General features: G+C 44.4%; 7 protein-coding genes. 5 read left to right on the top strand and 2 right to left on the bottom strand.

The annotated features are described in order from the left end of the window. Positions 1-557 precede the first annotated feature (557 nt). Complete coding sequence (atpD, locus tag IM477_RS22275) at positions 558-2,006, top strand: F0F1 ATP synthase subunit beta (protein WP_287733523.1); 1,449 nt, start codon at positions 558-560, stop codon at positions 2,004-2,006. A 74-nt stretch (positions 2,007-2,080) separates the two neighbouring features. Continuing rightward, complete coding sequence (gene atpC / locus IM477_RS22270) at positions 2,081-2,497, top strand: ATP synthase F1 subunit epsilon (RefSeq protein WP_287733522.1); 417 nt, start codon at positions 2,081-2,083, stop codon at positions 2,495-2,497. Between the two features lie 221 nt (positions 2,498-2,718). Here the strand turns inward: atpC and IM477_RS22265 are convergent, their stop codons facing one another. Then, positions 2,719-3,042: a 30S ribosomal protein PSRP-3 gene (locus tag IM477_RS22265; RefSeq protein ID WP_002760450.1), complete on the bottom strand. Its 324-nt coding sequence runs from the start codon at positions 3,040-3,042 to the stop codon at positions 2,719-2,721. Positions 3,043-3,145: 103 nt separating this feature from the next. Here IM477_RS22265 and mutT point away from each other — a divergent pair, with 103 nt between their 5' ends. The 3 genes from mutT to mraY are packed head-to-tail and all read left to right on the top strand — an operon-like array spanning position 3,146 to position 4,941. Next, positions 3,146-3,568: an 8-oxo-dGTP diphosphatase MutT gene (gene mutT, locus IM477_RS22260; RefSeq protein ID WP_287733520.1), complete on the top strand. Its 423-nt coding sequence runs from the start codon at positions 3,146-3,148 to the stop codon at positions 3,566-3,568. Continuing rightward, positions 3,565-3,828, top strand: coding sequence for a DUF3134 domain-containing protein (locus tag IM477_RS22255; protein ID WP_002735746.1), 264 nt, complete (start codon positions 3,565-3,567; stop codon positions 3,826-3,828). The genes mutT and IM477_RS22255 overlap by 4 nt, the downstream gene beginning before the upstream one ends. Before the next feature lie 45 nt (positions 3,829-3,873). After that, positions 3,874-4,941 carry a phospho-N-acetylmuramoyl-pentapeptide-transferase gene (gene mraY / locus IM477_RS22250; protein ID WP_287733518.1) on the top strand — a complete coding sequence of 356 codons (1,068 nt, stop codon included), beginning with the start codon at positions 3,874-3,876 and terminating at the stop codon, positions 4,939-4,941. On the opposite strand, the gene IM477_RS22245 is transcribed toward mraY, so the two are convergent. After that, positions 4,942-5,265 carry a HesB/IscA family protein gene (locus tag IM477_RS22245; protein WP_079206311.1) on the bottom strand — a complete coding sequence of 108 codons (324 nt, stop codon included), beginning with the start codon at positions 5,263-5,265 and terminating at the stop codon, positions 4,942-4,944. Between the last annotated feature and the right edge of the window lie 327 nt (positions 5,266-5,592).

The following is a 5,592-nucleotide window of genomic DNA, read 5'->3' as shown; positions in this document are numbered from 1 at the left end:
TTTTGACAAGAAGGCATAATGGTCGATTTCTGACCATAAGGGATGGTTTTGACTGATAATATGACGTTCAACTAGCTTCATATCTTGATTATACCTGATAACGTTCTTAAAATCTATCGGTGGACAAAGTTACTTATTTTAGCTATCTAGCTACAGAAATGAGTAGCTTTAAAAAGCTTTAGGTAGGTTTTTGGTTTCTGTGGTTAACCCCAATTTTAAAAGAGAGTTTCCCCTTAAAAATCCCAACCTATATCTTGAGCAATTAAACCCTCGACACTGTGGCCATCTTCTCCTTGAGACATCAGGTAACGTTCAATTAAAGGCAAACCCCTGTGTTTGTTAAGCAGGGAGCGGGAAGCGGGAAGCGGGAAGTGGGGGGAACAAATAAAATAATCTCCCGTCTCCGAGTCTCCTGACGACCGACTGCTGAGGGCTGATAGCGAAAATAACTGATCTGATCCCCTAGCGTGATAAGCTGTGTATTGGCTAATTTTACAAAAAATTAAGACTTTCCCCTTGTGGGAGTTATCAGCTAAAACCCAGAGTAGACATAAACAATGGTAGCGACAACAGAAACTAACGTTGGTAAAATCGTCCAGATCATCGGTCCTGTCATCGATGCCGAATTTCCCAGTGGCAAACTGCCCCGTATTTATAATGCCTTAACCGTAAAAGGAACTAACTCCGCCGGTCAAAATCTATCGGTTACTTGTGAAGTACAACAGTTACTCGGTGATAACCAAGTGCGCGCCGTTGCCATGAGTACCACCGATGGTTTAGTGCGCGGTATGGATATCGTGGATACCGGCGCAGCGATTAGCGTTCCCGTGGGTAAATGCACCCTCGGTCGGATTTTTAACGTTCTTGGTGAACCCGTGGACGAAAAAGGACCGGTTAACGTCACCGAAACCTCTCCTATTCACCGTCCCGCTCCCAAATTAGTCGATCTTGAAGTAACACCGACGGTTTTTGAAACCGGTATCAAGGTGATTGACCTGCTCACCCCCTACCGTCAAGGGGGCAAAATCGGCCTCTTTGGGGGTGCTGGTGTGGGCAAAACCGTCATTATGATGGAATTAATCAACAATATCGCCATTCAACACGGGGGTGTCTCGGTTTTTGGCGGTGTGGGTGAAAGAACCCGCGAAGGAAACGACCTCTACAACGAGATGATCGAATCGAAGGTAATCAACGCTGATAACCCCGAAGAATCGAAAATCGCCCTCGTTTACGGTCAGATGAACGAACCCCCCGGAGCGAGAATGCGCGTCGGTCTCTCCGCTTTGACCATGGCCGAATACTTCCGCGATGTCAACAAGCAAGACGTACTCTTATTTATTGATAATATCTTCCGTTTCGTGCAAGCTGGTTCGGAAGTATCGGCGCTCCTCGGTCGGATGCCTTCTGCGGTAGGATACCAACCCACCCTCGGTACTGATGTAGGCGACCTGCAAGAGCGGATTACCTCCACCAAAGAAGGATCCATCACTTCCATCCAAGCGGTCTATGTACCCGCGGATGACTTGACTGACCCCGCTCCCGCTACTACCTTCGCTCACTTGGACGGAACAACTGTACTATCTCGTGGTCTGGCTTCCAAAGGTATCTATCCGGCGGTAGATCCCCTCGGTTCCACCAGCACCATGCTCCAAGCTGATATCGTCGGTGATGAACACTACGGCACCGCTCGCGCCGTCCAATCTACCCTGCAACGCTATAAAGAGTTACAGGACATCATCGCTATTCTCGGTTTAGACGAATTGTCGGAAGAAGATCGTCTCACCGTTGACCGCGCTCGCAAAATTGAGCGTTTCCTCTCGCAACCTTTCTTCGTGGCCGAAGTGTTCACCGGTTCCCCGGGTAAATACGTTACCCTCGCTGATACGATCAAAGGCTTCCAGATGATCCTCAAAGGTGAACTCGATCGCTTACCCGAACAAGCGTTCTATATGGTCGGCAGTATCGATGAAGCGATCGCTAAAGGCGAAAAACTCAAAAAAGGCTAATTAAAAGTCAGTAGTAACCGCTAAACGCGGTTACTTAACCCAGAAATCTGCCAAAATTATCGTTATTATCACCAATGAGCATTATAGTACGGGTTATTACACCCGATCGCATTGTCTGGGATAACGTGGCTGAAGAAGTAATCCTACCCAGTTCCACGGGACAATTAGGTATTCTTAGCGGTCACGCTCCTTTATTAACTGCCCTGAATATTGGCGTAATGCGAATTCGACCGGGGAAAGACTGGGAAAATATCGCGGTTTTGGGCGGTTTTGCTGAAGTCGAAAATAATGAGATCAAAGTCCTCGTTAATGGGGCGGAATTAGGCTCAAAAATCGATAAAGAAAAAGCTCGCACCGAATACGAACAGGCCCAAACCCGTCTCGATGAAGCCAGCAAAGGGGATGACCGTCGCAAAACTATCCAAGCGCAACAATCATGGCGCAAAGCTCGCGCTAGATACCAGGCCGCTGGCGGTTTAGTATCGCTTTAAACCCAACCAAATCAAATTAAATTAAAGCAAAATCGGGCGGGTTTATATAAACCTACCCGATTCTTTTTCAGTTATCAGTTATCAGATTTGAGGTTTCAGTGAATACTGTTATTGAGAAGTTGCTGTTCTCCTGCTGAGCGGTGATCACTGAAAAAGTTTCCTGTTTTCCGTTGCCTAAAACTGGAGATTTTGTCGCTCCCCATTAAGATAACTGCTATAAATTAATTGCTACCACTAAACACAACTTCGGGGAATTTTAACTGTGCATCGGCCATGGGGATTTGTCGGCCTTGATTGCGTAACTCTTGCCAAAAATTAATTACTTCTGTGGCTTTGTTGAGAACATCGACGCGATCGGACTCATCAATCCAGTGTTTTGCTTCTAACTCCTCTTGCAGTTGTTGCCAAGCATCATTGCGCGGCCAGAAAAAATAAGCGGTGAGGGGGCTAGTTCCTTTGCCGACCACCTGATCTACAGCGATCGCTACGTTCTGATCTAACCACAATACTTTTAAAATAAACTTTGATTCGGAACTGACTGTCATTGTTAATCGTTAATCGTACAATTCTCGATTATATCATCTTTTGACTCAATTTTCCGCAGTCAATTTTTAACTATTTTTTGCTGTTTTTGCCCCAATAACCACTATGATTCCCGAAACAGACTCTTTAGCTTCTAAAAAAATCGGTGTGGCCGTAATTAGAGATGATCGAGATTTAATTTTAATCGATCGCCGTCTGGCCAAGGGACTCCTGGGCGGTTTTTGGGAATTCCCCGGCGGCAAAATCGAAGGCAATGAAACGGTGCAGGAATGTATTAAACGGGAGATATTAGAAGAAATTGGCATTGACATCGCAGTGGATAGTCATTTAATCACTATCGATCACACCTATAGTCATTTTCGGGTTAATCTACAAGTATATAACTGTCGTTATCTCAGTGGCGAAGCAAGGGCGATCGAATGTGAAGAAATCCGCTGGGTAACCATCCAGGAACTAGATCATTACACTTTCCCCGCAGCCAATCAAGAGATTATCAGAGCCTTAAAAGACATGGTAAACTCGAAATGATTGCTGTTAATCGTCGAGTGATTATGCTTAATCCTTCTATTCGTCAAGAACCCCGCTACGAACCGGCCGCGGTTATTCCCCTAAAAAAAGACGCTTCCATTGTCGAGTGGTTAGAAAAAAATAATCGCATGATTCCCCGGGATAAAATCGCCGAACCAGATCTCACTCTCGAAGAAGATGTGGAACTATCTGAACTCATGGATGTCGATGATATCGGTTATGATGACGACGAGGATGAATTAGTCTTAGATGAAGATTAATCCCGTCTTCTTTGGCAAATTTTACCCTTATCTGACGCTTTAGTCGTGAACGCTAACATTTTTTCCGCCCCTATCTTTAAAAAACCCACTGGAACCCATCTCCTGATTCTACTAACGGGATTACTATTTCTGTTAGTAGTTTTTTTTCAGTCCACTAATTCCCTGTTACTCCCCCTGATGGCCACAACATTAATCAGTGCTGGTCTTGGTTGTCAAGTGGTGCCGATGCTGCGGCGCTTGAAAATGGGTCAGATTATGCGCGAAGATGGACCCCAGGCTCATTTAAAGAAAGCAGGAACCCCGACCATGGGAGGCAGCTTTTTTGTGCCAGTAGCCCTTATTTTCGCTTTAATCTGGTCTAAATTTACTCCTAATGTGGTGGCGGTTGCTTTGCTGACCTTTGTTTACATGGGTATCGGTTGGTTAGATGATTGGCAAATTCTGCGTTATAAGTCGAATAAGGGCCTATCTCCCCAGATGAAGTTAATTTTACAGATAACGGGGGCGGTGCTTTTTTGTCTCTGGATGTCGCTCAATCAGGTGGGTACCGATATCACCCTTTGGGGTCGATTAGTCATTCCTTTGGGCTTTTTCTTCTGGATTTTGGCGGGATTTGTCCTTGTGGCTGAAAGTAACGCCACTAATCTCACCGATGGGGTGGATGGATTAGCGGGGGGAACTGGTGCGATCGCTTTTTTGGGTTTAGGTCTTATTATCGCCCCTAGTCATCCGGATTTAGCGATTTTCTGCACTTGTTTTGCTGGTGCTTGTCTAGGCTTCATTTTTCATAACCGCAACCCCGCTAAAGTGTTCATGGGTGATACGGGTTCCCTCGCTTTGGGAGGTGCTTTAGCTGCAGTGGGTTTAATTACTGGACATCTCTGGGGATTATTTTTAATTAGTGGTCTGTTCTTTCTGGAATCTCTTTCGGTAATCGCTCAGGTTATCTATTATAAAGCCACAAAAGGACCCGATCGCAAGGGCAAAAGATTGTTAAAAATGGCTCCTTTTCATCATCATTTAGAATTAAGTGGTTGGACGGAAACCCGGATTGTGGGAGCATTTTATCTGGTTAATGCGCTTTTAGTTGTCTTGGCTATTTGGAGTAGTTAATTAAGCACTAAAGGAAAGACCACAACCGCAGGTATTTTGGGTGTTGGCATTGGTAAAACGGAAACCACCACCCATGAGATCTTCTGAATAGTCTAATTTTAAAATTTGTAGGTAGCGATCGCTGTCAGGATCGACTAAAATATTAATACCCTGACTTTGATAAAAGCGATCGTTTTCTGCCGCAATATCGGTTAATTCGAGATGATAGTGAAGTCCCGAACAACCACCGTTTTTTACTGCCAAACGCAGATAGGAACCACTCAGGCGACGGCTTTGACTCCAACGTTCAATTTCTCTAGCGGCGGCGGGACTTAATTCGATCATTGTTTTTGAGACTATTGTAATAATAATATCAAGTTATTGTGAAGTTATACCACAGTTGTTGTCAAACTTTATGTTAAGAAATATGTGACTAATGGATGGCGGGTGTAGCTGACAATTTTTAACACAGAAAACGGGTTTCTTCAAGAAACCCGTTTTCTAGGTGACTTAGAAGAAGAGCTTAGATACTTAGGGTTTGCTGAAAAAGTCATTGAAAAGTACAGGTCTCTTAATCAATGATTTCACTTAGCTACAAGCATAAGCTTTAGTTGTTGATTAATTTTTAAATTATAACTTATCCTAATCATTGACCGAGAAAAAGTGCTGTTT

It is taken from the genome of Microcystis sp. M090S1 (assembly GCF_020246295.1).
Lineage (GTDB): Bacteria > Cyanobacteriota > Cyanobacteriia > Cyanobacteriales > Microcystaceae > Microcystis > Microcystis aeruginosa.
Note: the sequence above shows the minus strand (reverse complement) of the source record. Positions and strands in the feature narration are given on the sequence as shown.